We start from the raw sequence: 26,146 nt of genomic DNA, 5'->3' as shown, positions 1-26,146 counted from the left end.
CGGCCAACGTCCCGGACCTCCACGGCCTCTGTCGCCGCCTCGGCTATGGCCGACCAGGATGACCGGCCCATTCTGACGGTCGAGCACTTGCTTCGTCGCCGCGACGTCACCTTCGAGCGATGTCAGCGGGTTCTGGACGATGGCCACCGTGTCGCCGCCAGCGGCCCCGGTTCAGACTGTCGGCACCGTGCCGCCGTCGATGACGAATTCGGCGCCGGTTATGCTGGCCGCGCGATCGGAGGCGAGGAAGGCGATCAGGTTTGCGACCTCCTCAGGGGAAGATGGCCGCCCGATCGGAATGCCGCCGAGCGAGGCCATGATCCGGCGTTTGCCCTCGTCGACGCCTGCGCCGATTTCGGCACCGAGACGCTCGGCCAGCCGGATGGCGGCCTCGGTCTCGATCCAGCCGGGCGAGACGCGCATGACGCGGACGCCCTGCGGCGACACCTGCCTGGAGAGCGCCTTGCTGTAAGTTGAGAGTGCCGCTTTGGCGGCCGCATAGGCGGTCGTCGCCTCGGGCAGCGGCATGGTTCGTTGGATCGAGGTGACATGGATGACCACGCCGCTTCCCCGGGCGATCATGCCGGGCAGAAGCGCGCGATCGAGCCGCACCGCAGGCATGAGGTTGAGGTCGAGTTCCCGCGTCCAGTCGGCATCGCCAAGCGCCGCGAAGCCACCCGCCGGTGCCGATGACCCGCCGAGCATGTGCACGACGATGTCCACACCACCCATGCGATCCTGCACGTTGGCTGCCAGCGTCGCACAGCCTTCCGCCGTGGTCAGGTCCGCCGCGACGAACAGAACGCTCCCGTCGAGCGTGTCCGGCCTGCTGCGTGCGCTGGTCATGACCTCGGCCCCGAGGTCGCGGAACAGCCTGACCGTTGCGGCGCCGGCGCCACGCGTGCCGGAGGTGATCAGCGCCCGCCGCCCTTCAAGATTGACGAACGGGATCATGGGACGATCTCCAGTGCGGCGATCTTGCCGCCTTCGACGGTGAAGACATACCGCAGGTCGATCGGGCTGCCGGGGAAGGTGCCGGAGACCTGGCTGGTCACCACCATGCGGTTTCCGTCCATCCCGATCGCGAATGGCGCGACCATATAAGAGACTGTCGCAGACGCGTCCGCCGTCCAGCGGCGGATCGCCTCGCGCCCGGTATGGGTTCGGCGCTCGTCCGTCACCACGGCGTCGTCGCTGAAGCACGCGGCCACGGCATCGGCGTTGCCGCGCCGGTCGGCTTCGAAATAGGCGGCGATCGGGGCGGGTAACTGCATGTCCATCGCTTGTCTCCTTCATGCGCGCTGATCCGGCATGCACGCTGATCCGGCAGTGATGTCGGTCATCTGGCACTGGACGAGTATCGCGATAACTGGGACAAAACAGGATCTGGCATCGCGATAGACGGGATAATGGCAAGACAGGGTCTGATAGAACTGGAGGCGGTGCTTGCGATTGCCGCGCGTGGCTCGTTCCGCGCCGCGGCGCTCGATCTCGGACTGTCGACGACGGCGCTCAGCAACCTGATCGGCACGGTCGAGCGACAGCTCGGGGTCCGCCTGTTCAACCGCACCACGCGCAGCGTTTCGCTGACCGATGCCGGCCGAACCTTCGTCGAGCAGGTGGCGCCGGCGCTCCGCGACATCCGGAATGCGATGGCAACCGCGCGGTCGCAGGGCGACACGCCGTCGGGGACGCTGCGCATCAACGCCTTCGCGACCGGCGCCCGCGAGATCCTGGCGCCACTGGTCCTGCGTTTCCTGCGGCGCCATCCGCAGGTCCATGTCGATCTGGTGACCGAAGGCCGGATCGTCGACATCGTCGCGGAGGGATTCGACCTGGGGATCCGGACGGCGGAGCTGGTGCCGAGCGATATGATCGCGGTGCCGCTCGGGGCGCCGCGCAGCTTCGCCGTGGTCGCCACGCCGTCTTATTTCGCGGCGCATGGACGGCCGCGTGTGCCGCCCGATCTTCTGGGCCACCACTGCATCCGCATCCGGCTGCCCAACGGCGCGCCCTATCGCTGGCATTTCGAGAAGGATGGAAGCCCGGTCCAGATCGACGTCGAGGGCCCGATCACGCTCGACGAGGCCACGCTTGCCCGGATCGCGGTTCTCGACGGGATCGGGATCGGCTTCTTCATGGAAGCCGATGTGCGCGACGATATCGCCGCCGGGCGGCTCGAACGCGTCCTGCAGGACTGGACCCCGCCAACGGCACCGCTCTGCCTCTATTACCCGGGTCGCAAGAACCCGTCGGCTGCGTTCCGGGCCTTCGTCGATATGGCGCGGGATCTCGGCAAGGCCGCGATGCGACGCGCATAATCTGGTGGCGGCGGCGGCTCTGGAACCGATTCCGGGGTGGATTTTTAACCGGCCAGCAACTGTAAGCCTATGCCGGCATGCGCTGATCGTAACTTTCGATAGAGTTCCGCACGCCGTCTGCCCGATCCTGTCACTATGCCACGACTGTCGAAGTGGCTTGATGACTTTAAAAAAAAGTCCCTGTCAGACTGACGGAGAGCGAAGACGTCTTGCCGCCGGGGGAGACATTGATGTTATTCATAGACGCCATTGAAAATTTTCTTTACCGTTCAAGAAGCACAAATATTCATATATAAAAATGCATCCGAAATACCGTGACAGAGGGAAGACAGACATGAACGAGAATAAGAAATGCCTGGCATCACCTCAGGATGTCTCCAGATCTTGGAAGAAGCCGGCTCTGTCCACGATGAATATCAATGAATTCACCGAGGCTTTGAATGGCGGCGCCGGCGATTCCAACACAGGCAGCTAGTCCGGAAGATTAACCAGGCCAATAACACATGGGCAGCGTGTGCGCTGAAATCCGCTGAGATCCTGTATGATTCTGATGCCGACGCAGAGAAATACGGATCAACGGAGTTCGCGCCCGTCGTCTACATCGATGGCATCAATGCCTGACGCACGTTGACCGAAGCTGATCCAGCCCTGCCGACGCGCAAGGGCGACGGCCACTGCGAAAGCCGTCGGGGAAGCGGCGGCCGGTATCGTTCAGCGCGTGGAGCTGCTGTCCACGGTCGATATCGAACTCATGGACGGCGGAGCCGAACATCTGAGCATCACGGCCGCCTCGACAAGCGGGCAACCGATGTCAGTCGGCGTTTGTGGTCCTGTTCGGAAAATGGCGCACTCGACAGGATTCGAACCTGTGACCTCCGCCTTCGGAGGGCGGCGCTCTATCCAACTGAGCTACGAGTGCGTGGCCGCATCAAACGTGCAGCGGACGGCGGGAAACCTTGGCCCCCGGCGTCGAGGTCGGGACATTAGCCGAAGGCGCGGGCGCAGTAAAGGGCTTCGCGCAGGGAAAATGCCCGGGGAAATTGAGGCGCCGCCCGGCGGGTGGCGGGGCGGCTGCCGGTCAGGCGGCGGCGCTGCTTGAGGGGGCGGGCGGGGTGCCGCCGGAGGTGGCGTCGATGGTGGCGGGGTCGCCGGCGGCGTCGGCCTCGCGGGTCAGGCGCAGGAACAGGTCTTCCAGGTCGGGCTCACGCGTGGTGATGTCGGCGACGGTGAGGCCGGCGGCGGTGACCGCGGCCAGCAGGCGGCCGACCGGGGTTTCGCTGGGGCGGAACTGGAAGCTGACGGTGGACGCCTCGGCATCGATCATGGCGCCGAAGGCCGCGAGCGGCGCCGGCATCCGCTCGGGGCTGACCGGCTCGGCCACCCGCACCACCAGTTCCTTGGCATCGAGCTGCGACAGCAGCACCTCGCGCCGGTCGCAGGCGATCAGCCGGCCGCGATTGATGATCGCGATCCGGTCGCAGAGCTGTTCCGCCTCTTCCAGATAATGCGTGGTCAGCACGACCGTGGTGCCGGCGGCGTTCAACTCGCGCACATAATCCCACAGCTTGCGGCGCAGTTCGATATCGACGCCGGCGGTGGGCTCATCCAGCACCAGCACCGGCGGGTTGTGAACCATCGCCTTGGCGACCAGCAGCCGGCGACGCATGCCGCCTGAAAGTGTGCGGGCATAGCTGTCGGCCTTGTCGTCGAGCCCGACCGCGCGCAGCAGCTCCATGGTCCGGCGTTCCGCTTTCGGCACGCCATAGAAGCCGGCCTGAAGCTCCAGCGCCTCACGGGGGGTGAAGAACGGGTCGAGCACCAGTTCCTGCGGCACGATGCCGATCGCGAGCCGGGCATCGCGCTGGCGGCGGTCGAGATCGCGGCCCCAGATCGCGACCGAGCCCGAGGTCTTGTGGATCAGCCCGGCCAGGATGTTGATGAAGGTGGACTTGCCGGCGCCGTTCGGCCCCAGCAGCGCGAACATCGAGCCGCGCGGCACATCCAGCGACACGCCGTGCAGCGCGGTCTTGCCACCGGCATAGACCTTGCGCAGATCCCGCGCCGAGATGGCGAGATCGGGGGCGGTTTCATCGCGCGTGGAACGGGAGAAGGCTGACATCGGGCACGCTTTCGGTTCCGGCCGGCAGTGTCGCCGGCACGCTGACGGGGGCCGCCGGGTGCGGTCGCGCGGTGTGGCCTGTTGGCCGCGCCGCGATTTAGCGGCGACGCACCCTTGCGCCCGTGCCGACCTTGGGTATCATCGGGCCACCGTCCGGTCAAATATCATCCGGTCAAACGTCATCAGCCCAGGGTCGCGCCTCATGGAACCCGTAGAGACCGTCATCGTCGAACAGACCCATGTCGCCTGCGAGGGCAGCGGCGGTGCGCTTGGCCATCCGCGCGTCTTCCTGAACATGGAAGGCAAGGGCTATGTCGACTGCCCCTATTGCGGCCGCCATTTCGTGCTGAAGCCGGGCGCGAAAGTCGCGCACGGCCACTGAGTTCGCCGGATCTGCGCCTGACGGACCACCTGCCCCCGGGTCGCCATCCTGCGTGACCCGGGCCGTTTGTGTTGGCGCCGGAATGCGGTGTGCCGGCGCCGGCCGCCGGGCGTGACATTGCCGGCCGCTGGCGGATATTGTCCGCCCCCGTTCCATGCCATACTGCGTGCGGCCTTCCCCGGCATCGACATGCCGTCCCGACCGGAGGCCGCCCCCGCCCGTCCGGAGGACAGATGAGCGACCCCACGACCGACAGCCCCGTCATCCCGGCTTCCTCCGGCTCTTCGGCGCCGCTCTATCTGATCGACGGATCGGGCTATATCTTCCGCGCCTTTCACGCCCTGCCGCCGCTGACCCGGCCCGACGGGACGCCGGTGAACGCGGTCTATGGCTTCTGCGCCATGATTTTGAAGCTGATCGAGGATCTGAAGGCCGAGCGGCTGGCGGTGATCTTCGATGCCGGAAGGCGCAGCTTCCGCAACGACATCTACCCTGAATACAAGGCCCACCGGCCCGAGGCGCCCGAGGAACTGGTGCCGCAGTTCCCCCTGATCCGCGATGCCACCCGCGCCTTCGCGCTGCCCTGCATCGAGATGGTGGGGTTCGAGGCCGATGATCTGATTGCCAGCTATGCCAGGGCGGCCCGCGATGCCGGCCAGGAGGTGGTGATCGTGTCGGCCGACAAGGATCTGATGCAACTGGTCCGCGACGGCGTGGCGCTGATGGACCCGATGAAGGCGAAGCGCATCGGCGCCGATCAGGTGTTCGAGAAATTCGGCGTCGCCCCCGACCGGGTGGTGGATGTGCAGGCGCTGGCCGGCGACAGCACCGACAACGTGCCGGGCGTGCCCGGCATCGGCATCAAGACCGCCGCGCAGTTGATCGGCGAGTATGGCGATCTGGACACGCTGCTGGCGCGGGCATCCGAGATCAAACAGCCCAAGCGCCGTCAGAACCTGATCGAGCATGCCGACAAGGCCCGGATGTCGCGCGAACTGGTGCGGCTGCGCGAGGATGTGGCCCTGCCCGACCCGCTGGACAGCCTGCATGTGGGCGAGATGGTCCCGGAAGTGGTGCTGTCTTTCCTGGAGCAGCAGGGCTTCAGTTCGCTGATCGCCAAGCTGCGGCCGCATCTGGGCCATATCAAGCCGGTGACCGGCGGCAGCGCCGGCGCCGGCGCCGCGGCGGTGGCCGACGAGATCAGCGAGGCCGGCCGTCAGTACGAGCTGGTGCAGGACGAGGCGGCGCTGGCGCGCTGGATCGAGGCCGCGACCGAGGCCGGGATCGTCGGCTTCGACACCGAGACCACCGGGCTGGACCCGCATCGGGCATCGCTGGTGGGGCTGTCGCTGGCGGTGTCGCCGGGGCGCGCCTGCTATGTGCCGCTGCGCCATGTGGCGGCGGCCGAAAAACAGGGCGCGCTGGATCTGAGCGCCGCACAGGGTGGTCTGGATCTGGCCGGCGACGGTGGTGGCCATGGCGGCGCGACAGGCGATGACGGCGCCCCGCCGGCGCAGATCCCGGTGGGCCGGGCGCTGGAGATGCTGAAGCCGCTGCTGGAGGCGCCGGGGGTGCTGAAGGTGGGCCAGAACATCAAATACGACATGATCATCATGGCCCGCGAGGGCATTCTGGTGTCGCCGATCGACGACACGATGGTGATGTCCTATGCGCTGGACGGCACCCGCCACGGCCACGGCATGGACGAACTGGCGCAGATCCATCTGGGTGTGACGCCGATTTCCTTCGACGCGGTGACCGGCCGGGGCCGCGACCGGATCAGCTTCGCCGCCGTGACGCTGGACCGCGCCTGCGCCTATGCCGCGGAAGATGCCGACATCACCCTGAACCTGCACCGGATGCTGAAGCCCCGGCTGGCGGCCGAGCATGTCCGGGCGCTGTATGAGCGCACCGACCGGGCGCTGGTGCCGGTGCTGGCGCGGATGGAGCGGCGCGGTATCCGGGTCGACCGCGAGGCGCTGGGCCGGGCGTCACGCGAATTCGCCGATGCCATGGCGATCCTTGAGGCGCGCATCCACGACCTGGCCGGCGAGAGCTTCAATGTCGGCAGCCCCAAACAGCTTGGCGAGATCCTGTTCGACAAGCTGAACCTGCCCGGCGGCAAGAAGGGCAAGACCGGTGCCTATGCCACCGGCGCCGATATCCTGCAGAAACTGGTGGTCGAGGGCCATGAACTGCCGGCCAAGGTGCTGGAATGGCGCCAACTGGCCAAGCTGAAGAACACCTATGCCGACGCTCTGGTCGAGACCATCAACCCGGAAACCGGCCGGGTGCATACCAGCTTCGCGCTGACCATCACCACCACCGGCCGGCTGTCGTCGAACGACCCCAACCTTCAGAACATTCCGGTGCGCACCGTCGAAGGCCGGCGCATCCGCCGCGCCTTCGTGCCCGATCCGGGCTTCGTGCTGATGTCGGCCGATTACAGCCAGATCGAACTGCGCCTGCTGGCCGATATCGCCGGCATCACTACCCTGCGCGATGCCTTCCGCGACGGCATCGACATTCATGCCCTGACCGCGTCGCAGGTGTTCGGCCTGCCGGTGGAAGGCATGGACCCGATGGTGCGCCGCAAGGCCAAGGCGATCAATTTCGGCATCATCTATGGCATCAGCGCCTTCGGACTGGCCCAGCAGCTTGACATTCCGCAATCGGAATCCCGCCGCTATATCGAGGCCTATTTCGAGCGCTATCCCGGTATCCGCGATTATATGGAGCGCGCCAAGGCCGATGCCCGCGCCCATGGCTTCGTGACCACCATCTTCGGCCGCAAATGCTGGACACCGGACATCTCGGCCAAGAACCCGGCGCTGCGGGCCTTCGCCGAGCGGGCGGCGATCAACGCCCCGCTTCAGGGATCGGCCGCCGATATCGTGCGGCTGGCCATGGTGCAACTGGACCGGGCGCTGGAGGCAAGCCCGCTGGGCGCGCGGATGCTGCTGCAGGTGCATGACGAAATTCTGTTGGAAGTGCCGGTGGCCGAGGTGGACGAAACCACGGCCTTGGTGCGCCAGGTGATGCAGGACGTGGTGTCGCGGCCGGTGCCCTATGTGGTCGAGGTCGGCATCGGCGACAACTGGGATGCGGCGCATTGACCGGCATGGGCGGAGAGGATAGCGGCCGGGTGGCGGCCGCCGACGCCGGCAGGCCGCCGGTGGTGGCACCGGGGCTGATCGCGGCGCCGGCCGGCATCGATCTGGTCGCGGCCTTTGCCGGGCTGGTCGCCCATGGCGATGACGGGCTGGTGCGGCTGGACGGCGACCGGCTGTACACGATCGAACGGCTGGACCGCACGGCGGTGGCGGTGGAAACCACGCTGACCCCCGATGACCATGGCCATCTGGCGGTGGTGGTGGAGACCGGCGCCGTGGCGCTGCTGGAGCGGGCGACACAGGCCATCGCCGGGCGGCTGCATCTGCCGGGTGCGGCGTTCATGGCATTGATGGCCGAGGATCCGGTGATCCGGCGGACGCATCAGACGGCCGGCACCCGCCCGACCCTGCTGTATCCCGAACCGCTGGTGGTGCTGTTGCGCACGATCAGCGCCCAACTGGTCAATCTGGCCTGGGCGGCGACCACCAGGCGACGGCTGGCCGATGGTTTCGGCATCACCCGGCCGGTGGGGCAGGGCTGGGTGATCGATATCGACCCGGCGCGGATCGCGGCGCTGGACCCCGACGAGATCAAGGCGCTGCAATTCACCGGCGCCAAGGCGCGGGCGATCGTGGCGGTGGCGCAGGCGATCGTGGCCGGGGATCTGGATGCCGCCAGTCTGGCCCGGCTGGATACGCCCGCCATCCGCGCCCGCCTGACCGGCATCGCCGGTATCGGCGACTGGACGGCGGATTGGGTGCTGGCGCGCGGGCTGGGCCGGCCGGTGGTGGCCACCGGCGATCTTGGCGTGCGCAAGGCGGTGGCCCGGGCCTATTTCGGCCAGGAGATCATCCCGGCCACCGATGTGGCGCGGGCGACCAGCCATTGGGGGGCGGCGGCGCTGGACGCCCAGACCCTGCTGCTGGCAAGCTTGTCATCCGCCGGCGCCGAGGGTGCCACACCGCGCATGGCGGCGCGGCCGCGCCCCGGTGTGGTGCGTCGTCCGAAAGCCGAGACGCGATCGTGACATCGTGACGTGGGCGTTGAGACGGGCTTGCCGGTGCAGGCCGGTCCCGACCACAATCCCATGACAGGGGAGGCCGACCATGACCGGACGCGTTCATCATTATGCCGCAACCGTGGCCTGGACCGGCGATCTGGGCCAGGGCACCGCTGGCTATCGCAGCTTCAGCCGTGACCATGACATCCGGATGGATGGCAAACCGGTGATCGCGGGATCATCCGATCCGGCCTTCCGCGGCGATGCCACCCGCCACAACCCGGAAGACCTGCTGGTCGGCAGTGCCGCCGCGTGCCACATGCTGTGGTATCTGCATCTGGCCAGTCAGGCCGGGGTGATCGTGCGCGGCTATACCGACGATGCCACGGGTGAGATGACCGAGACCGCCGATGGCGGCGGTGCGTTCAGCCGGATCGTTCTGCGGCCGCGGGTGGAGATATCGGCCGGCGACCCCGACCTTGCCCGGACACTGCATGTCCGCGCCCATGAACTGTGCTTCATCGCCAACAGCCTGCGCTGCCCGATCGAGGTCGAGGCCGAGGTCGTGGTGGTGCCGCAGGGCGTGGGCGACGTCTGAGCGGGTTGGGGGTTGAATGCGCGGGGCGTGAACGCCGGGACGGACTCAGCGGCCGCCGGACAGATAGCTCTGAGCGACGCTGGTCCAGTCGATGCCGGCGCCGCCGGTGACGCCTTCCAGCGCCGCATCATCGATGGCGCCGTCGGCAGCCACAGCACCATCGGCGGCCTGGAAACGGGCCAGCACCTCGGGTGTGATGTCCAGGCCGCGCAGGGCCGCCGCCGCCTGCAACAGCGCCAGCCGTGCCGCCGGGTCGGCTTCGCGGGCAAGGCTGTCGGCAAGCCTCTGGTCGGCGGTCAGCATTTCGACCAGAAGACGCGGGCTGTCGTCGGACATGGGGCGCGCTGCATCACAGATGAGAATGGCTGGGCATGGCGGAGCCCATGCCGGCCACAGTCTATCATCATGAGACGACGTCGCCACCACAACGGCCGTCCCGGTCGACGGGCGTCGACCGGGACGCAGGGGACGTGCCGCGGGGCCAGTGCACCGAGGTCAGTGCACCGAGGTCAGTGCACCGAGGCCGGGATCATCTCGTGCTGGATGATCGCGCCGACCGCGGCGGCGCTGTCGGCCATCAGGGCGACGCGTTCGCCGCTGGCCGAGAACACGCCCACCATCACGCCGCCGGGCGTGGTGACCGGCCGGATATAGGCGACCTGTTCAAGCCCGAGCGCCGCGAAGGCTTCCGGCGTCATCTTGCGGATCGCGGCGCGGGCGGCCTCGATGGCATCGGCAGGGGTGCGGGTGGTTTCAGTGGAAAGATCGAAGCGGGGCATGGGCACGCCTCCTTCTGCTGCGGCGATGCGGGCGCCTGAACGGCCGGTCCGTCATCCAACGCAGGGGGTCTCTGTTATACGGAACAGTCGGGTGGATGGATCTGCCAGACCCGGTTCTACGCGGGCATCGCCCTGGCGCTAACGGCGCGTCGGATCGAGCAGGCGCTCGGCCGAGGCTTGCGCCGGATTCTTGCGGATCGAGATCGTGCGCACCGATGTCTGCGGTTGCGGTTGTTCAAGGTCGACATGCAGCAGGCCGTTATCGAGCGAGGCGTCGATCACCTCGATGCCGTCGGCCAGCAGGAAGGTCCGCTGGAACTGGCGTGCGGCGATGCCGCGGTGGATGAATTCACGCCCGTCATTGGCATCGTCGTGCTGGCGGCCACGGATCACCAGCTGGTTGTCTTCCAGCGTCACCGCCAGATCATCCATGCTGAAGCCTGCCACCGCCAGCGTGATCCGCAGGCGGCGTTCGCCGATCTTTTCGATGTTATAGGGCGGATAACCGTCGGAGCCGGTTTTCGCCAGACGGTCGAGCATACGCTCCATGTGGTCGAAGCCCAGCATCATCGGGTGATTGAAGGCGGTGAAACGCGACATTCTTGGGCCATCTCCTCTGCGACAGACGAGCGAGATCGGGCCCCGGATGCGGGTTGGATGCGCGACCGGCCGACCACAAGGCATCGGCTGGCAGCGCTGCATCCCGGGCAGACACTGTGCTGTCGGATGATCCACCGGCCGCCGCCCGTCCGCTGTCTTGAGCCGGACCGGGCCTGATGCCGGGGTCTCCACCAGGTCTCTAGGAGATGGGAAAGCGGAGGCGCTTCGTCAAGCTTGAGCGGTATGCGGCGACGGACCGCCGAAAGTCCACCGGGACACTGCACACAAGAAAAACGCCCGGTGCGCAGGCACCGGGCGTTCTCTGTGGTGGTGGAGCCAATCGGAATCGAACCGACGACCTCTTGAATGCCATTCAAGCGCTCTCCCAACTGAGCTATGGCCCCGAAACCGTTGTGCTGCCGGTGGGTGCCCTGACCTGTCGGATCCGGTGTGGATCAGCCAGTGTCCGAGGTGCCCTGCGCCGTTTGGGGCGGCGTGCCCTGCGTCACGGAGGCGGACCATAATGATGGTCGCTTTGCTTGGCAAGCGCTAATTTTCACCGCCCCGTCATCTTTTCCGCGGCGGGGCGAAGACGGCCAAACAAGATATTGATCTTGAAGGAAAAACAAGGCCGTATGGCCGGCATCCGCGTGCCCGTGCCTGGCCGCCCTGCACCTGAAAATCACACGATCCGGGCGCATACGGAAACGCCGCCCCGGACGGTCGGGTCCGGGGCGGCGTTTCGCAAGTGTCGTCCGATCATCCGCGACCACCGGCGATGGCCGGTGGCGTGGTCCGATCAGGTGTCGTCGTCGTCGTCACCGATGCGGACATCGCTGACATCGTCGTCGCCCAGCTCCGACGGATCTTCGATGCCGACATCCTCGTCGTCATCTTCTTCGTCGGGGAAGGCCGGATCGAAACCGTCTTCTTCGGCTTCTTCCACCACAGCCGGCACGGCCTTGGCCTTGCGGGCCAGGGCCGCGCGCTCACGCGCCAGCTCGTCGGCCTCGCGCGCCGCCTGACGGCGCGACCGGGGCTCTTCGATCTGCGGCTGTTCAGTACCACATTTGGGGCATGTCACCGGCGTGCGGCGCATGTCGTAGAAGCGCGCACCGCAGTTACGGCATGTGTGCTTCTGCCCCCACTCCTCCTTCGCCACGCGACCACCCTCGATGTTGTTGGACGTGTCCAGGAACGAATAGACGGGATAAGGCTGGACCGGTTGTGTCAGGACGGCAAGCGGCCATTCCGAAGCCTCCGGCATGGTGGCGCCCGTCACGGCAGCGCCACCCCTCCGGCTGCGTTTGCCACGAAGCGCCGGGGCTGTCAAACCGCTAAATGCGGAAAGGGGCGTGGATCCGCCGGCGCCCGCACGCCGATGATGTCGGGCGGGCCGCCGGGGATGCGCGCGCGCGCCGGCTGTGATAGACCACGAGCAGCCGCTGACTTTCTCAGATCCTGGCGCCGATCCTGGCCGCCGAAGGCAAGAGTGACCGTCATGACCAGCACCGCATCGCGACCCGCCACCGCCCCCATGGCCCCGGCGGGGCTTGCCGGCACGATCACCGTGCCCGGCGACAAATCGATTTCCCACCGGGCACTGATGCTGTCGGCGCTGGCGGTGGGCCGCTCGACGGTCGACGGGCTGCTTGAGGGCGAAGACGTGCTGGCGACGGCGGCGGCGATGCGGGCGCTGGGCGCCACCATTGCCAGAGAGGAAGGCCCGGGGCCAGAGGGCGGCGCGCCGGTGGTGCGCTGGGTGATCGACGGCGTCGGCGTCGGCGGGCTTTCCGAGCCGGCGGATATTCTGGATATGGGCAATTCCGGCACGGCCGCCCGGCTGCTGATGGGCCTGCTTGCCAGCCATCCGCTTGTGGCGGTGATGACCGGCGATGCCAGCCTGCGCAAGCGGCCGATGGCACGGGTGGCGACGCCGCTTGAAAAGATGGGCGCGCGGATCATCACCCGTGGCGGCGGCCGGCTGCCCGCCACCGTGGTTGGCGCCAGGAAACCGGTGCCGATCCGCTACCGCCTGCCGGTGCCGTCGGCGCAGGTGAAATCGGCGATCCTGCTGGCCGGGCTGAACACCCCCGGCCGCACCGTGGTGGTGGAGCCCGAGGCGACCCGCGACCATACCGAGCGTATGCTGCGGGCCATGGGTGCCGTGATCACGGTCGAGACCGAGGCCGATGGCGCCCGGGTGATCAGCCTGGAGGGCCAGCCCGAGCTTGCCGCCCGCGACCTGACCGTGCCGGGCGATCCGTCATCGGCGGCGTTTCCGGTGGTGGCGGGGCTGATCACGCCGGGATCGCAGGTCACCGTGCGCCATGTCTGCCTGAACCCCGGTCGTGACGGGCTGTTCACCACGCTGCGCGATATGGGGGCCGATCTGACGGTGGAGAATGCGCGGGATGTGGGCGGCGAGCCGGTGGGCGATCTGGTGGCGCGGGCATCGCGCCTGACGGCGGTGACGGTGCCGGCGGAGCGGGCGCCATCGATGATCGACGAATTCCCGGTGCTGGCCGCCGCTGCCGCCACCGCCCGTGGCACCAGCCGGTTCGAGGGTCTGGCCGAGTTGCGGGTGAAGGAAAGCGACCGGCTTCAGGCGGTGGCCGACGGGCTGGCGCTGGCCGGTGTGGTGGTGCGCACCGGCGAGGACTGGATGGAGATCGACGGCTGCGACGGCCCGGTGCCCGGCGGCGCCACCCCGGTCGTGACCCATCTGGACCACCGCATCGCCATGGCCTTTCTGGTGCTGGGGCTGGCTGCGGAGAACGGCATGACCGTGGATGACGACCGGATGATCGCCACCAGCTTTCCCGGCTTCCGGGGCCTGATGTGCGGGCTGGGCGCCACGATCGCCGATGCCGTCTGACCAGCGCAATGTTCACAGGCCCACGGACAGGACAGCGATGACATCTCCCACGTCCATGACATCCAGCCCCCCGCCGGTCGCGGCGCGCGTGATCGCGATCGACGGGCCGGCTGCCGCCGGCAAGGGCACGCTGGCGCGCCGGCTGGCGCATGAGCTGGGGTTCAGGCATCTGGACACCGGCATGATCTATCGCGCCGCGGCCAGCCTGCTGCTTTCCGCAGGCGGTGACCCCGATGATGGTGCGGCGGCGGAACGCGCGGCGCGGGCGATGCGGATCGAGGATCTGGGCCGGGCGGATCTCAGGCAGGAGACGGTCGGGCAGGCGGCCTCGCGGATCGCCGCGCTGGAACCGGTGCGGGCGGCACTGCTCGACTTCCAGCGCGCGTTCGGACGGATGCAGCCGGGGGCGGTTCTGGACGGCCGCGACATCGGCACGGTGGTGTTTCCCGACGCCCGCGTGAAACTCTTCGTCACCGCGACGCCCGAGGCGCGTGCGCGCAGACGACAGGAAGAGTTGCGGGCGCGGGGGCTTGCCAGTATATTCGCCGACGTTCTGGAAGAGATGCGACAGCGTGACCGTCGCGACCGGGAACGGGCGGTGGCACCGCTTCGGCCCGCGAGCGACGCGCTGCTCCTCGATACCACCGGCATGTCGGCGGATGAGGTGTTCACGGCGGCCCTGGCCCATGTGAACGCGCGGCTCTGACCCCGGCACCCGCCGGCTGAGCTGCCGCATCGGCGACCGGAACACGGATTTCGTCCTGCCGTCGCACCACCCTGACCGGGCGGCGCGACGCTGGGCGCGTTCAGGAACATTCGCGTGGCGTCGTCATCCGGCGGCGCTTGAGACCACAACCAGCAACCGGCGGGCACTGTCCGTCGTCATCCGACCCCTCGTCAGTCGCAACCTGCATGGCTGAAGCGGCCCCGGCCGCAGCGGCAGCGGTGTTTCGGTACCTCGGGCGCCAGTCTCCGTCCGGCCAGCCAGGCCGGCGGACATGGCCTGCGGGGCGGGGCCGCCTTTACCGGCGGTGCCCCGGCGTGACGGGTGGAGAGGTAGGAGAACCCATGATCAACACCAGCCCAGCGCCCGAGAAGGACGTCATGTCGGACGAGAATTTCGAATCCCTGCTGGCCGACAGCTTCATCGCCCAGGATGGCCTGGAGGGAAGCGTCGTTAAGGGTCGCATCACCTCCATCGAAGGCGATCAGGTCCTCATCGACGTCGGCCTGAAGTCCGATGGGCGTATCGCGCTCAAGGAATTCGCCCAGCCCGGTCAGGAGACCGAGCTGTCGGTCGGCGATGTGGTCGAGGTCTATATCGATCGCATGGAAAACGCCCTGGGCGAGGTGGTCATCAGCCGCGAGCGGGCACGCCGCGAAGAGGCCTGGACCCAGCTTGAACAGGCGTTCAAGGGTGCAGAGCGCGTCAACGGCGTGATCTTCGGCCGCGTGAAGGGCGGTTGCACCGTCGATCTTCAGGGTGCCGTGGCGTTCCTGCCGGGCAGCCAGATCGACATCCGCCCGGTCCGTGACATCACTCCCCTGATCGGCACGACCCAGCCCTTCCAGATCCTGAAGATGGACAAGCGCCGCGGCAACATCGTCGTGTCGCGCCGTGCCGTTCTGGAAGAGAGCCGCGCCGAAGCCCGCAAGGAACTGATCGAGAACCTGAAGGAAGGTCAGATCCTGGAAGGCGTGGTCAAGAACATCACCGATTACGGTGCGTTCGTCGACCTGGGCGGCGTCGATGGCCTGCTGCACGTCACCGACATCTCGTGGCGCCGCATCAACCATCCGACCGAAGCCCTGACCATCGGTCAGTCGGTCCGCGTGGTGGTGACCCGCTTCAACCGCGAGACCCAGCGTATCAGCCTTGGCATGAAGCAGCTTGAGGCCGATCCGTGGGAGGGTGTCGAGGTGAAGTATCCGGTGGGCGTGAAGTTCGCCGGCCGCGTCACCAACATCACCGACTACGGCGCATTCGTCGAGCTGGAGCCGGGCGTCGAAGGCCTGGTCCATGTCTCGGAGATGAGCTGGACCAAGAAGAACGTCCATCCGGGCAAGATCGTTTCGACCTCGCAGGAGATCGAAGTGATGGTGCTGGACGTCGACTCGCAGAAGCGCCGCATCAGCCTCGGCCTGAAGCAGGTCGCCGACAATCCGTGGGATACCTTCCTGGATCGTCATCCGGTCGGCTCGTCGATCGAGGGCGAGGTCAAGAACATCACCGAATTCGGTCTGTTCGTTGGTCTCGACGGCGACATCGACGGCCTGGTCCATCTGTCGGACCTGGACTGGAGCCGCCCCGGCGAAGAGGCGCTCAAGGATTTCCGCAAGGGCGACATGGTCAAGGCCGTGGTGCTGGATGTGGACGTCGACAAGGAGCGTATCTCCCTCGGCATCAAGCAGCTCGACAAGGATCCCTTCACCGAGGCGACGCAGGATCTGCGCCGCGGCCAGACGGTCACCTGCACCGTCACCAAGGTGGTGGAGAACGGTCTGGAAGTCTCGACCGCCGATGGCGCGAAGGGCTTCATCCGCAAGTCCGAGATCGCCCGCGATCGTCAGGACCAGCGGACCGAGCGCTATAATGAAGGCGACAAGTTCGACGCCCTGATCACCAATATCGACCGGTCGAGCCGCAAGCTCACCCTGTCGATCAAGGGGCTCGAAATGGCCGAAGAGAAGAAGGCCATGGCCGAGTTCGGCTCGTCGGACAGCGGCGCCAGCCTTGGCGACATTCTCGGTGCCGCCCTGCGCGAGCGCGAGAAGACCCAGGCCGACGACTGATACCCGATACCCCTGTGGCCCGGCGGATGAGCCGGGCTGCATGGCCACACGATCCAGAGGCCGGCCCGGAGCAATCCGGGCCGGCCTCTGGCGTTTGTGGGGGCAGAAGGGATCGGGGCCAACAGGGATCGGGGGCATGTGGATTGGCGCGGGGGCGGACATGAAAAAGCCCGGCCGCGCGGGGGGCACCGCGGGCCGGGCTCTCGGGCCTGCATCCAATCGGCAACGATCCGGGGGAAGGGGATGGGATCGGGCCTAGGCGATGCGGCCGCCCGTCTGGTGGCGCTTTGAGGGGCGCGGCACCACCGGACGGTTTCGGGGAGGCGGGTCTAGAGCCGCGCTGTTGGAGGCTTTGTCGTGATCAGTCGGCGACGGCCTTCATCGACACCAGCACCTGGCGGACCTCGACCAGTTGCCGCAGCCGGCGGGCCAGTTTCTCGGCCTCGTCGGGCGCCAGCATGTCGAGTTGGACGTCGATATGGACTTCGTCGGTGCCACGCCCGCGCACCCGCTGGCTGTGCCAGCGCGACGGCAGCAGGCTGCGCAGGGCGAAGATTTCCAGCACCCGCGCCATGGTGCCGACCTCGGCGGCGGCGACCACGAAGAAGCAGGCTGTGGCGGGCTCGGCCGCCGGGGTGGCCTGGGCGGCGGCAGTGGCGGAGAGGGGGGTGGCCGTGGTGGTGGCGGTCATCATGACGTGTGATCCGGTCTTCTGGCATTCCCGGCCCGGCGGCGATGGTCGCGGGGCCCGACTGGCGACGGTGGCATGTCGCCCGGCTGCATCCAGGCGCTCCGGCATGAACCGGGGCTGGATGCGGCCTCGTGTGACGGCACTTATCCCGGCTCTCAATCGAGAACCGGGCCGATAATTCGAAACCGCCACAGGCCGTGCGGCCGGAGGGTACGCAAAATGCCGGATCGTGATGCAGGACAATCGGTCATGGGAACACGCAGCAATCGATCTTGTCGTCTGGCCGACATCTGACGATGTCGGGGGGCCTGTCGTCGGCTCAATGGGAAACCGCCTCACCAATCCTGAGGCTCCCGGCCCTCAGAAGAGGACCGGGCCCATAATTCGCGACAAGAGGGCAGGGCGCGGCAGTATCGCAGAGAATACCGGTGCACCACGACGGATGATCGTGCTCATGGCTGCAATGGTATACCGTCGGTGCCGGCTGTCAAGCACCGCTATGCCGCACGATATGGAACCCCTCATCGGCGGTCGGGGCCACGAAATGGCTGGTGATCAGATCGAACTGCGCATCGCTGGCGGCGAAATCATGGCCGCCGGCGGCATTGCGCTGGCGCAGCCGCGCGCGGCACAGATCGTCGGGCCGGTCGAGCAGATGCAGGCGATGGTCGGCACCCGACGCATCGATCAGTTCCCGCATCCAGGCACGGTTGGCGACGGTGTTGGCGGGAAAATCGAGCACCACCGACAGGCCGGCGGCCAGCAGGTTGGTGATATGGCCACCCATCGCATCGCGCAGCCGCGCCGCATAGCGGACATAATCGGCGACGCTGGTCATCTCGGGGCCATAGAGGCGGGCGAGCCAGTGATCCTCGGCGATCAGGATCGTGGCCGGGGCGGCGGCGAGTTGTCCGGCAAGGGTGGATTTGCCGGCGGCGATCTTGCCGCAGAGCAGGTGCAGAACCACGGATCCGGTGGTATCGCTGAGGGGCGTCATGGGCTGGTTCCGGTGATGATGGTGATCGTCCGGCCAATATGCCGGCGGGTGGTGTGCAACAGCCCGTCGCTGATCGACGGCCGGTCGAGAAATTCGGCCTAGGCGGTGAGGTCGACGAGCCGCGCCTCGGTGGCGATCATGGCGCGCAGGCCGCTGGTGAGCGTGGTGAGCGCCGGCCCCAGACCTGCCGCACCCCGGCCGCGGGTGATGCAGCGGTCGACGAACCCGGCGAGCCCGGCATCGGCATCGGCATCGGACAGGCATCGGCATCGGACAATGGTGTCGCCACCCGCAGATCGGGGCCGAGCAGGCCGACCGGGCCGGGGTGGACCGCATGCAGCCGCGCGAGCAAGCCGCCCAACTGCCGGTCGATCGCGGCGGCCCCGGCATCGTCCATGGCCGAGAGCGTCAGATCGCCGCGCGTGCCCGCGACGTGTTGCAGCAGCAGCGCAGGCGATCCAGGCAGGGGTCGCCACGGCACGGGTCGCGGCCGGCGGATCGATGGTCAGGGTGTAGCGCGCCCCCAGGTCTCACGCATGCGATGGTCCCCGCGATAAGGTTGCGCCGGTCTGGGGCCGACAAGTCTGGTTCGCGGGCCGTGCCATCATTAGGATGGATCGCGTGATATGGTTGGGATCATCCGGCCATGTCGCCCAGTCGAAGAGGTGCCGCAGGCATCCGCAACCCAGGAGACGTCCTCCCCCATGGCCCGTTCGGATTTCACCTTCTCGTTCCCGTTCCGCATCCGTTATTCGGAAGTCGATGGTCAGCGTGTGGTGTTCAACGCCCATTATCTGACCTATTTCGATACCGCGATCACTGAATTCCTGCGATCGCGGGATATCGGCTATAACGAGCACTTCTCGCCCGATACCTTCGACTTCCATCTTGTCAAGGCGACGGTCGAATACAAGCGACCGATCCGCTTCGACGATGAAATCGACGTCTGGGTGCGGATCGGCGCCGCCGGCCGGTCGAGCGTCACCTTCGCGATCGAGATCCATCCGCGCGGCGAGGATGCGCTGCTGTCGACCGGCGACATCATCTGGGTCTATACCGACATGACCACCGGCCGGTCCTCGCCGGTGCCGGGCTGGTTCCTGGAGCGGATGGGCTGGCAGCCGGCCTGATCAGCGCGGCCGCGATCACGCGGTGGCGGCGGTCACTCCGCCTCGATCCGGTCCATATCCGCGTCGGAGAAGCCGTAATGATGGCCGATCTCGTGGATCAGCACATGGCGGATCAGGTCGTAGAGCGTGGTGCCCGCCGCCTCGCCCTCGGTCTCGGCCCAGGCATCGAGCAGCGGCCGGCGATAGAGGAAGATCATGTCCGGCACGGCCGATGGCTGGGTCAGCGACCGCTCGGTCAACGGAATGCCGTGATAGAGCCCGAGCAGGCCGAAGGGGTCGTCGATCCCCATATCGGCCAGGGTCTCCTCGTCGGGGAAATCCTCGACCCGGATCGCGATCTGGCCGATCGCCGCGCGGAATTCGGCCGGCAGGCTGCCGAAGGCGTGGTCGGCGATGGCATCGATCTCGGCCAGACCCGGCGCGGTCAGCGGACCAAAACGGGTGACGGGATCATCCTGGGGATTGGTCATCGGCGCTTCATATCCCGTCGCTGGTTGACAAGCGCGGCCGGCCACCGGACATCTGGGGCCAAGGATGCCGCGGGCGGCCACCGCCTGCGGCCGATATGGGGAGCCCCGCCATGGTAGCAAAGCTTGAACCCGCCGCCCGCGCCGACCTTCTGGCCAGCCTGCCCGGCTGGCGTGAGGTCGACGGCCGCGACGCGATCGAGAAGACCTTCCGCTTCGCCGATTTCAAGGCCGCCTTCGCCTTCATGACCCGGGTGGCGATCGCCGCCGACGGCCAGGACCACCACCCGGAATGGTCGAATGTCTACAATCGGGTAACGATCCTGCTGTCGACCCATGATGCCGACGGCCTGACCGAACGCGACGGGAAACTCGCCCGCGTGATCGAGGAGGCAGCCACCGGCACCGGTCTTCAGGGCTGAGCCGGATGCGATCGCGGGCCGCATCCCCGGTTTGAGGGATGCGGCCCGCGATCGTTCGATATGGCCGGGCGATCAGCGCGCCGACATGCGGATCGCGCCATCCAGGCGGATGACCTCGCCGTTCAGCATGCTGTTCTCGACGATATGGCGGGCCAGCGCCGCATATTCCTCGGCGCGGCCGAGACGCGACGGGAAGGGCACGCTGGCGCCCAGGCTGTCCTGTACCGCCTGCGGCAGACCGAACAGCATCGGTGTGCCGAAGATGCCCGGCGCGATGGTGCACATGCGGATGCCGTGCTGGGCCAGTTCACGCGCCACCGGCAGCAGCAGACCGACCACGCCACCCTTGGATGCGGCATAAGCCGACTGGCCGACCTGGCCTTCAAACGCCGCGATCGAGGCGGTGTTGATGATCACGCCGCGCTCGCCATCGGCGGTGACCGGGTCCGCCTTCGACATCTGGGCGGCGGCCAGCCGGATCATGTTGAAGGTGCCGATCAGATTGACGTTGACCACCTTCGAGAAGGCGTCGAGAGAGGCCGGCCCTTCCTTGCCCAGCACCTTGAAGGCGGGGGCGATGCCGGCGCAGTTGACCAGGATGCGGACCGGCCCATGGGCCTCGGCAGCCTTGACATAGGCGGCCTCGGCGGCGGCGGGGTCGGTGACGTCCAGCTTGATCGCAAGCCCGCCGATCTCGCGCGCCAGCTCTTCGATCGCCTGCTCGTTCAGGTCGACCACCGTCACCTTGGCGCCGGCGGCGGCAAGGGCGCGGGCCGTGCCGGCGCCCAGGCCGGAGGCTCCACCGGTGACGACTGCGGCAACACCGTTGATCTGCATGGGGTCTGGTCTCCTCGATCGCTGTCGCTCGGATCCGGCTCGGGGTCTTCCGGATCCCGTTGCCCGGCATTGATCCGCCATTCGGGCCAGCCGGTCAAGCCCGCCCGACCGGCGGGTCAGCCCGCGACGGCATGGTCAGGCCGCTGTCCCGCGCGATCGGCGCCGGCGGAGGGCCGATGCCCTCGCCGACCCTGATGGCCGCGGCCATGCCGGCGCGGCCGCCGGTTTCCGGTCAGCTGTCGAGCGTGCGGGTGCCGACGGCGGTCCAGCCGGCCCAGCCGGCCAGCCAGTCGATCAGGGCGTGGAAGGCCTCCAGGTCGTCGGTCTCGGCCGGCGGCACCACCGTCGGCCGGCCGCCGCGCTCCACCACCCGGCTCAGGGCCAGCCGGCCGCGCATCCGATCCACCGCCACCACCACCAGCCAGCGGGCGTCGTCGCCCTCGATCAACTCGCGGCCCTCGTCGTCGTCGTCGCGCTGAGTGATCGGCCGCGAGGCGCCGTCGATCGCCGGCGCGCCTTCGAACACGCCGGAGAACACGATCGCGCTGGGATTGGCGGCCACGGCCACCGCGCGGGCGGTGCGCTCGTCATCGGGCCCGTCGCCGGGCAGGTCGAGCTCCAGAACCCGCTCGCTTTCCTCGGTGCCGCGGTCGACCTCGGCCAGGAAATCGGGGAAATCCTCGGCCAGCGCCGCCTGCAATGCGTTCAGCCCGGCATCGCCCATGCCGAGCCGTGAGGCGCCGAACCAGATCAGCCGCCACAGCGGCCGGCCATCGCCCGCCTCCACGCGCTCCACCGCCTCGCGCTGGTTCACCGCCAGGATGGTGGCGAGGGCGGGGCGGGCTGCGTCTCGGTCGGTCATCTGGACCTGTCCTCGGTTTCCGGGTCGGGTGGTTCTGCGGCGATGGGCGTGACCGGTCGTCCGGCCAGCCGCGCCTCGCGGCGGGTGATATAGATCGCGGAGCCGATGATGACGGCTGCGCCGACCAAGGTCCAGGGGTCCGGCACCTCGCCGAACCAGACCAGCCCGATCAGCACCGCGAAGGGCAGGCGGGTGAAGTCGAACGGCATCACCGCAGAGGTGGGGGCGGCGCCATAGGCGCGCGACAGGCAGATCTGGGCGGCAATGGCGACGGCCCCCACGCCCAGCAGCCACAGCCAGCCCTGCCATCCGGGCCAGGTCCACACGAACAGCGCCGGCACCAGCGAGATCGGCGTCATCACGATATTGGACCAGAAGGTGATCACCGCCGGCCCGTCATGGGCCGACATCTTCCGGATCGAGATGGCGGAGGCGGCCATGAAACCCGCCGAGGCCAGTGCCGCGATGGTGCCGGCCGAGACCTCGGTGAATCCGGGGCGGAGCACGATCACCGTGCCGAGGAAGCCGACGCCCAGCGCCGTCCAGCGCCGGGCACGCACCACCTCGCCCAGCACCAGCACCGCGAGCAGGGTCGCAAACAGCGGCAGGGTGAAGTTCAACGCCACCGCATCGGCAAGGGCGATGGTGGAGACGGCGAAGAACCAGGTGGCCATGGCGGCGAAACTGGTCAGGCCGCGCGCGCCGAACAACGGCCAGCGCCGCCGGAAATCATAGGGCATCGGCAGCCGCCCCAGCATCGGCATCATCAGCACGACGCCGAACAGGTTGCGGAAGAACACGATTTCCAGCGGATGAACATGGTCGGAGGCCATGCGGATCAGGGCGGCGAGCAGGGCCAGCAGCCCGCTGGCGGCGGTCATCCACAACCCGCCCACGATCAGGGCGCGCCCCGGATCGAGGGGTGCCGAATTGCTGACAGGAACAGACATGGGGGAAAAACCGCTTAGCCGGCGCTCTGGGATCGGGACATGGCGAGCCCCCGGGCGCCGCGACGCGGCCCCCGGATCACAATAGACCCTGCATTGCGCCGTCTGCCAATGGCGGGCGTGCGGTGCACGGACGCATGACGGGGATGCGCGGGGCGGCGCAGGCGATGCCGGGCAATGACTTGGCGGTGATCGGCGCATGGGCGGCGGCGGGGGCGGGTTTCGGCGGGGCCGGATGGCGGCATCGATTGACAGCGCTTCACGTGCCGCTTATCAAACACGGACCGGGGGTATCATCGGGGGGAAACCCTCGCGAGAAAAGGCGGTATGCATGAGCAAGAAAGTCTACCCTGACGCGGTGACGGCGCTGGCCGACCTGCTCAGGGACGGCATGACCATCATGTCCGGCGGCTTCGGACTGTGCGGCATTCCGGAAAACCTGATCCTTGCGATCCGCGAATCGGGCGTGCGCGATCTGACTGTCATCTCGAATAATGCGGGTGTCGACGGCTTCGGCCTGGGCATCCTGCTTGAGACCCGTCAGGTGCGGCGCATGGTGTCGTCCTATGTGGGCGAGAACAAGACCTTCGAGAAGCAGTATCTCGCGGGCGAACTGGAGCTGGAATTCAATCCGCAGGGCACGCTGGCCGAACGCATCCGCGCGGGCGGCGCCGGTATCCCGGCCTTCTTCACCAAGACCGGCGTCGGCACCATCGTCGCCGACGGCAAGGAGGTCCGCGAGTTCGATGGCGAGGACTACGTCATGGAACGCGGCCTGGTCGCCGATCTGTCGATCGTGAAGGCGTGGAAGGGCGACACCGAAGGCAACCTGATCTATCGGATGACCGCGCGCAACTTCAACCCGATGATGGCGACCGCCGGCCGCATGACCGTGGCGGAAGTGGAGCATCTGGTGCCGGCGGGCGAGCTTGGTGCCGACGCGATCCACACGCCCGGCATTTTCGTGAAGCGGATCGTGGCCGGCAGCGACTACGAGAAGCGCATCGAACAGCGCACGACGCGTGCCCGTGGGGAGGCGTGACCATGGCTTGGACTCGCGAAGACATGTGCCGCCGGGCGGCGAAGGAGCTGAAGGACGGCTTCTACGCCAATCTGGGCATCGGCATTCCGACGCTGGTTGCCAATTATATCCCCGAGGGCGTGCATGTGGTGCTGCACTCGGAAAATGGCATGCTGGGCATGGGGCCGTTTCCCTATGACGACCAGGTCGACGCCGACCTGATCAATGCCGGCAAGCAGACCATCACCGAACTGCCCTATTCCAGCTATTTCGACAGCGCCGCCAGCTTCGGCATGGTGCGTGGCGGGCATATCAACCTGTCGATCCTGGGCGCCCTGCAGGTGTCGGAAACCGGCGATCTGGCCAACTGGATGATCCCGGGCAAGATGGTCAAGGGCATGGGCGGCGCCATGGATCTGGTGGCCGGCGTGCAGCGCGTGGTGGTGATCATGGACCACAACGCCAAGGACGGATCGGCCAAGCTGGTCCGTGAATGCTCGCTGCCGCTGACCGGCAAGGCGTGCGTCGACCTGCTGATCAGCGAGGTCGGCGTGTTCAGTTTCGACGACGGGCTGACCCTGATCGAACTGGCGCCGGGCCTGACGGTCGAGGACGTGAAGGCCCGTACCGAGGCGCCGTTCAAGGTTGCTGAAGGCGTCGCCTGAACGTCCGATGTCCGATGACAAGAAAGGCCGGCATCGCTGTCGAGGCGGTGCCGGCCCTTTTTTGTCCGTGTCCGTGTCTGGCGCGTGGTCTTAAGCCTGCCGGGGCTCCAGCACGCCGATATAGGGCAGCTCGCGGAAGTAGTGGGCATAGTCGAGCCCATAGCCGATGACGAACAGGTCGTCGACGGTGAAGCCGACATGATCGGCGTGGAATTCGACCTTGGCCTTGCCGGGCTTGTGCAGCAGCACGCAGGACTTGACCTCGGCGGCGCCACGGGCCAGCAGATGGTCGCGGGCGAAGCGCAGGGTGCGGCCGCTTTCCAGAATGTCGTCGATCAGCAGGATCTGACGGCCCTCGACCGAATCGGTCACGTCCTTGCGGATTTCCACCGTGCCCGAACTGGTGGTGCTGCGGCCATAGCTGGACAGCATCATGAAATCGACCTGCGGCTGCATGCCGGCACCATGGAGGCCCCGGATCAGATCGGCGGTGAACACGAAGCTGCCCTTCAGAATCGCGACCAGCAGCGGCTCGGCACCCATGCTGGACGAGATTTCGGTGGCAAGCCCGTCGACCCGGCGGTCGATCTCGTCGCGGCTGATCAGGGTGCGGATATCGCCTTCCGGACGCATGAGGCAGGTCACTCCGTGAGGGTTGAGGCTTGTGCGATATGGGGGTCAACAGATCGGGGCCGGCGCCTCTGGCGGCCGGCCCCGGATCGGTATCGGGTATTCATGGTGTCTGCGCGAAGCTGACGTCGAAGCGGGTGGCGGCGCGCGGCGGGTTTTCCAGCCGTTCGCTGAAGCGCAGCACCTCGCCCGGCAGCATGCGGTTCGACGAGACGTCGATCACCGACCGGCCCAGCTGCTGGCGGTCGTTGCCGATGAACAGCACCTCGACCGGCGGCACCGCGCGCACCCCGTCGGACAGGTTGTAGATCTCGCCATCCACCACCAGCACCGGGCGGCCGTCGACCACCTCGCCACGGGCGGTGAGGTTGCGGATCTCCAGCCCCAGAACCTCGCCGCCGACGCCAAGGCCAAGCATGGCATAGGCGCCGCTGGTGAAGGGCAGGGCGCGCACCACCTGTTCGCGGCCGACGATCAACCCGCCGATCATGGCGGCGATGACGATCGCGAGCGCCGTGAAGGCGGGCCAGCGCGGACTGGCGCGTGCCGGTTCGATCATCACCGCATTGCGGCGGTCGAACAGGGCTGCGGGCTCGTCGGGATCCTCGCCGCGCGGCAGCGGCAAGGGCCGCGGCATGTCCGCCGGGGGATCCTGCTGCCAGACGTGGCCACACTGCGTGCAGCGCACTTTCCGGCCGTCGGGTCCAAGCGACTGCGGGTCGAGCGTGTAGCGGGTTGAACAGGCCGGACAGGTCAGTATCATCGCTCGGAACCGAGGGGGTGTGCAGACGGCAGGACGCGCATTCAGCCGGGCCGCTCCAGAGTGATATCGGGCGGAACCGTGGCATACAAAGTATAGGCTCCGCCGTGGCACGCAAGCACGCAGGCACCGA

At 67.6% G+C, this 26,146-nt stretch carries 29 protein-coding genes, 2 tRNA genes and 2 pseudogenes; 13 read left to right on the top strand and 20 right to left on the bottom strand.

All coding sequences use genetic code 11. The features are described 5' to 3' along the window. Positions 1–33 precede the first annotated feature (33 nt). The 3 genes and pseudogenes from WG924_RS16135 to WG924_RS16125 all read right to left on the bottom strand — a co-directional run. Positions 34–156, bottom strand: a pseudogene (locus tag WG924_RS16135) (alpha/beta hydrolase); the annotation flags it as partial. Positions 157–171: 15 nt separating this feature from the next. Continuing rightward, positions 172–954: an SDR family oxidoreductase gene (locus WG924_RS16130; protein WP_345934088.1), complete on the bottom strand. Its 783-nt coding sequence runs from the start codon at positions 952–954 to the stop codon at positions 172–174. After that, positions 951–1,280, bottom strand: a complete 330-nt coding sequence (locus WG924_RS16125; protein WP_345934087.1) for a nuclear transport factor 2 family protein — start codon at positions 1,278–1,280, stop codon at positions 951–953. The genes WG924_RS16130 and WG924_RS16125 overlap by 4 nt, the downstream gene beginning before the upstream one ends. Positions 1,281–1,409: 129 nt before the next feature. On the opposite strand from WG924_RS16125, the gene WG924_RS16120 reads away from it, so the two are divergent. Further along, entirely contained in the window at positions 1,410–2,321 is a 912-nt protein-coding gene (locus WG924_RS16120) for a LysR family transcriptional regulator (protein ID WP_345934086.1), read from the top strand. A gap of 334 nt (positions 2,322–2,655) precedes the next feature. Beyond that, the gene (locus WG924_RS16115) at positions 2,656–2,796 is read left to right on the top strand and encodes a hypothetical protein (protein ID WP_345934085.1); all 141 of its coding nucleotides are present in this window, start codon (positions 2,656–2,658) and stop codon (positions 2,794–2,796) included. Between the two features lie 367 nt (positions 2,797–3,163). Here the strand turns inward: WG924_RS16115 and WG924_RS16110 are convergent. Then, positions 3,164–3,240, bottom strand: a tRNA-Arg gene (locus tag WG924_RS16110). Positions 3,241–3,399: 159 nt separating this feature from the next. Continuing rightward, positions 3,400–4,440 carry an ABC transporter ATP-binding protein gene (locus WG924_RS16105; protein ID WP_345934084.1) on the bottom strand — a complete coding sequence of 347 codons (1,041 nt, stop codon included), beginning with the start codon at positions 4,438–4,440 and terminating at the stop codon, positions 3,400–3,402. A gap of 202 nt (positions 4,441–4,642) precedes the next feature. On the opposite strand from WG924_RS16105, the gene WG924_RS16100 reads away from it, so the two are divergent. From WG924_RS16100 to WG924_RS16085, 4 genes are all read left to right on the top strand, one after another. Next, positions 4,643–4,822 carry a zinc-finger domain-containing protein gene (locus WG924_RS16100; protein ID WP_188581231.1) on the top strand — a complete coding sequence of 60 codons (180 nt, stop codon included), beginning with the start codon at positions 4,643–4,645 and terminating at the stop codon, positions 4,820–4,822. A gap of 233 nt (positions 4,823–5,055) precedes the next feature. Continuing rightward, on the top strand, positions 5,056–7,938 hold the full coding sequence (polA, locus tag WG924_RS16095; RefSeq protein WP_345934083.1) for a DNA polymerase I: 2,883 nt from the start codon (positions 5,056–5,058) through the stop codon (positions 7,936–7,938). A 5-nt stretch (positions 7,939–7,943) separates the two neighbouring features. After that, a complete protein-coding gene (locus tag WG924_RS16090; protein ID WP_345934144.1) occupies positions 7,944–8,963 on the top strand; it encodes a DNA-3-methyladenine glycosylase family protein in 1,020 nt (339 codons plus the stop codon). A gap of 79 nt (positions 8,964–9,042) precedes the next feature. Then, on the top strand, positions 9,043–9,534 hold the full coding sequence (locus WG924_RS16085; protein ID WP_345934082.1) for an OsmC family protein: 492 nt from the start codon (positions 9,043–9,045) through the stop codon (positions 9,532–9,534). A 45-nt stretch (positions 9,535–9,579) separates the two neighbouring features. Here the strand turns inward: WG924_RS16085 and WG924_RS16080 are convergent, their stop codons facing one another. The 5 genes from WG924_RS16080 to WG924_RS16060 all read right to left on the bottom strand — a co-directional run bounded on the left by WG924_RS16080 (position 9,580) and on the right by WG924_RS16060 (position 12,195). Continuing rightward, positions 9,580–9,870, bottom strand: coding sequence for a hypothetical protein (locus tag WG924_RS16080; RefSeq protein WP_345934081.1), 291 nt, complete (start codon positions 9,868–9,870; stop codon positions 9,580–9,582). Positions 9,871–10,043: 173 nt separating this feature from the next. After that, the gene (locus tag WG924_RS16075) at positions 10,044–10,313 is read right to left on the bottom strand and encodes a DUF1150 family protein (protein WP_345934079.1); all 270 of its coding nucleotides are present in this window, start codon (positions 10,311–10,313) and stop codon (positions 10,044–10,046) included. A gap of 138 nt (positions 10,314–10,451) precedes the next feature. Then, the gene (locus WG924_RS16070) at positions 10,452–10,913 is read right to left on the bottom strand and encodes an Hsp20 family protein (RefSeq protein ID WP_188581243.1); all 462 of its coding nucleotides are present in this window, start codon (positions 10,911–10,913) and stop codon (positions 10,452–10,454) included. A 328-nt stretch (positions 10,914–11,241) separates the two neighbouring features. Next, a tRNA-Ala gene (locus WG924_RS16065) sits at positions 11,242–11,317 on the bottom strand. 395 nt (positions 11,318–11,712) lie between these two features. Beyond that, positions 11,713–12,195, bottom strand: coding sequence for a TIGR02300 family protein (locus tag WG924_RS16060; protein WP_345934078.1), 483 nt, complete (start codon positions 12,193–12,195; stop codon positions 11,713–11,715). Between the two features lie 219 nt (positions 12,196–12,414). Between WG924_RS16060 and aroA the strand changes: the two genes are divergently transcribed. The 3 genes from aroA to rpsA all read left to right on the top strand — a co-directional run bounded on the left by aroA (position 12,415) and on the right by rpsA (position 16,584). Further along, positions 12,415–13,791 (top strand): 3-phosphoshikimate 1-carboxyvinyltransferase, encoded by a 1,377-nt coding sequence (gene aroA / locus WG924_RS16055; protein ID WP_345934077.1) that lies wholly within the window; start codon positions 12,415–12,417, stop codon positions 13,789–13,791. Between the two features lie 55 nt (positions 13,792–13,846). Next, complete coding sequence (gene cmk, locus WG924_RS16050; RefSeq protein WP_345934076.1) at positions 13,847–14,497, top strand: (d)CMP kinase; 651 nt, start codon at positions 13,847–13,849, stop codon at positions 14,495–14,497. 362 nt (positions 14,498–14,859) lie between these two features. Next, entirely contained in the window at positions 14,860–16,584 is a 1,725-nt protein-coding gene (gene rpsA, locus WG924_RS16045) for a 30S ribosomal protein S1 (RefSeq protein WP_345934075.1), read from the top strand. Positions 16,585–16,945: 361 nt separating this feature from the next. On the opposite strand, the gene WG924_RS16040 is transcribed toward rpsA, so the two are convergent. The 3 genes from WG924_RS16040 to WG924_RS16030 all read right to left on the bottom strand — a co-directional run bounded on the left by WG924_RS16040 (position 16,946) and on the right by WG924_RS16030 (position 18,753). Continuing rightward, on the bottom strand, positions 16,946–17,278 hold the full coding sequence (locus WG924_RS16040; RefSeq protein WP_345934074.1) for an ACT-like domain-containing protein: 333 nt from the start codon (positions 17,276–17,278) through the stop codon (positions 16,946–16,948). A 484-nt stretch (positions 17,279–17,762) separates the two neighbouring features. After that, positions 17,763–18,272 carry a P-loop nucleotide/nucleoside kinase family protein gene (locus WG924_RS16035; protein WP_345934073.1) on the bottom strand — a complete coding sequence of 170 codons (510 nt, stop codon included), beginning with the start codon at positions 18,270–18,272 and terminating at the stop codon, positions 17,763–17,765. A 136-nt stretch (positions 18,273–18,408) separates the two neighbouring features. Beyond that, positions 18,409–18,753: a protein kinase family protein gene (locus tag WG924_RS16030; protein ID WP_345934072.1), complete on the bottom strand. Its 345-nt coding sequence runs from the start codon at positions 18,751–18,753 to the stop codon at positions 18,409–18,411. A 223-nt stretch (positions 18,754–18,976) separates the two neighbouring features. On the opposite strand from WG924_RS16030, the gene WG924_RS16025 reads away from it, so the two are divergent. Then, entirely contained in the window at positions 18,977–19,402 is a 426-nt protein-coding gene (locus WG924_RS16025; RefSeq protein WP_345934071.1) for an acyl-CoA thioesterase, read from the top strand. 32 nt (positions 19,403–19,434) lie between these two features. On the opposite strand, the gene WG924_RS16020 is transcribed toward WG924_RS16025, so the two are convergent. Then, positions 19,435–19,872, bottom strand: a complete 438-nt coding sequence (locus WG924_RS16020; RefSeq protein ID WP_345934070.1) for a metallopeptidase family protein — start codon at positions 19,870–19,872, stop codon at positions 19,435–19,437. Positions 19,873–19,982: 110 nt separating this feature from the next. Here WG924_RS16020 and WG924_RS16015 point away from each other — a divergent pair, with 110 nt between their 5' ends. Next, positions 19,983–20,291, top strand: a complete 309-nt coding sequence (locus WG924_RS16015; protein ID WP_345934069.1) for a 4a-hydroxytetrahydrobiopterin dehydratase — start codon at positions 19,983–19,985, stop codon at positions 20,289–20,291. Positions 20,292–20,363: 72 nt separating this feature from the next. Here WG924_RS16015 and WG924_RS16010 read toward each other — a convergent pair whose 3' ends face one another. The 3 genes from WG924_RS16010 to WG924_RS16000 all read right to left on the bottom strand — a co-directional run bounded on the left by WG924_RS16010 (position 20,364) and on the right by WG924_RS16000 (position 22,940). Next, positions 20,364–21,128: an SDR family NAD(P)-dependent oxidoreductase gene (locus WG924_RS16010; protein WP_345934068.1), complete on the bottom strand. Its 765-nt coding sequence runs from the start codon at positions 21,126–21,128 to the stop codon at positions 20,364–20,366. A 232-nt stretch (positions 21,129–21,360) separates the two neighbouring features. Then, positions 21,361–21,990, bottom strand: a complete 630-nt coding sequence (locus WG924_RS16005) for a hypothetical protein (protein ID WP_345934067.1) — start codon at positions 21,988–21,990, stop codon at positions 21,361–21,363. Next, on the bottom strand, positions 21,987–22,940 hold the full coding sequence (locus WG924_RS16000; RefSeq protein WP_345934066.1) for a DMT family transporter: 954 nt from the start codon (positions 22,938–22,940) through the stop codon (positions 21,987–21,989). Before WG924_RS16000 ends, WG924_RS16005 begins: the two co-directional genes overlap by 4 nt. Positions 22,941–23,268: 328 nt before the next feature. Between WG924_RS16000 and WG924_RS15995 the strand changes: the two genes are divergently transcribed. Both WG924_RS15995 and WG924_RS15990 read left to right on the top strand, forming a co-directional pair. Further along, positions 23,269–23,979 (top strand): CoA transferase subunit A, encoded by a 711-nt coding sequence (locus WG924_RS15995; RefSeq protein WP_345934065.1) that lies wholly within the window; start codon positions 23,269–23,271, stop codon positions 23,977–23,979. 2 nt (positions 23,980–23,981) lie between these two features. After that, complete coding sequence (locus WG924_RS15990; RefSeq protein WP_188576608.1) at positions 23,982–24,623, top strand: CoA transferase subunit B; 642 nt, start codon at positions 23,982–23,984, stop codon at positions 24,621–24,623. Between the two features lie 90 nt (positions 24,624–24,713). Here the strand turns inward: WG924_RS15990 and hpt are convergent, their stop codons facing one another. The 3 genes and pseudogenes from hpt to WG924_RS28255 form a co-directional block, all read right to left on the bottom strand. Continuing rightward, on the bottom strand, positions 24,714–25,256 hold the full coding sequence (hpt, locus tag WG924_RS15985; protein WP_345934064.1) for a hypoxanthine phosphoribosyltransferase: 543 nt from the start codon (positions 25,254–25,256) through the stop codon (positions 24,714–24,716). A 100-nt stretch (positions 25,257–25,356) separates the two neighbouring features. After that, a complete protein-coding gene (locus WG924_RS15980) occupies positions 25,357–25,890 on the bottom strand; it encodes a hypothetical protein (protein WP_345934063.1) in 534 nt (177 codons plus the stop codon). 30 nt (positions 25,891–25,920) lie between these two features. After that, a pseudogene (locus WG924_RS28255) lies at positions 25,921–26,016 on the bottom strand (zinc-ribbon domain-containing protein); the annotation flags it as partial. Positions 26,017–26,146 lie beyond the last annotated feature (130 nt).

This window comes from Tistrella arctica (genome assembly GCF_039630945.1).
GTDB lineage: Bacteria > Pseudomonadota > Alphaproteobacteria > Tistrellales > Tistrellaceae > Tistrella > Tistrella bauzanensis.
This window is presented reverse-complemented; position numbering and strand designations above follow the sequence as displayed.